We start from the raw sequence: 253 nt of genomic DNA, 5'->3' as shown, positions 1-253 counted from the left end.
TTTGCATCTGTTGTGGTGCGCAGGTTCACCGCTTCACCGTAAAGATCCTGACCTGTCAGCTGGATCTCAACCCCTACAAGGACAAAGTCATTCCCGTTGTTGGTGCCATCTTGGTTAATATCGACAAATACGCGGCCTGATATGGATTTGTCGCCAGTGTTAAGTTGCTCAGTAAAAACAACCTCTTTGGCTGTTTGCTCTTCTTGGCCTAGAGTTACCGATACTTCACTTTGTGATCCAAAGTGATCAGCCG

1 protein-coding gene is annotated in these 253 nt (G+C 47.0%); it reads right to left on the bottom strand.

Annotated features, from left to right (window positions below):
• A partial coding sequence (locus tag N483_RS27400) for a hypothetical protein (protein WP_196764432.1) occupies window positions 1–253 on the bottom strand: 253 nt, incomplete at both ends.

This window comes from Pseudoalteromonas luteoviolacea NCIMB 1944 (genome assembly GCF_001625565.1).
Classification (GTDB): Bacteria; Pseudomonadota; Gammaproteobacteria; order Enterobacterales; family Alteromonadaceae; genus Pseudoalteromonas; species Pseudoalteromonas luteoviolacea_F.
This window is presented reverse-complemented; position numbering and strand designations above follow the sequence as displayed.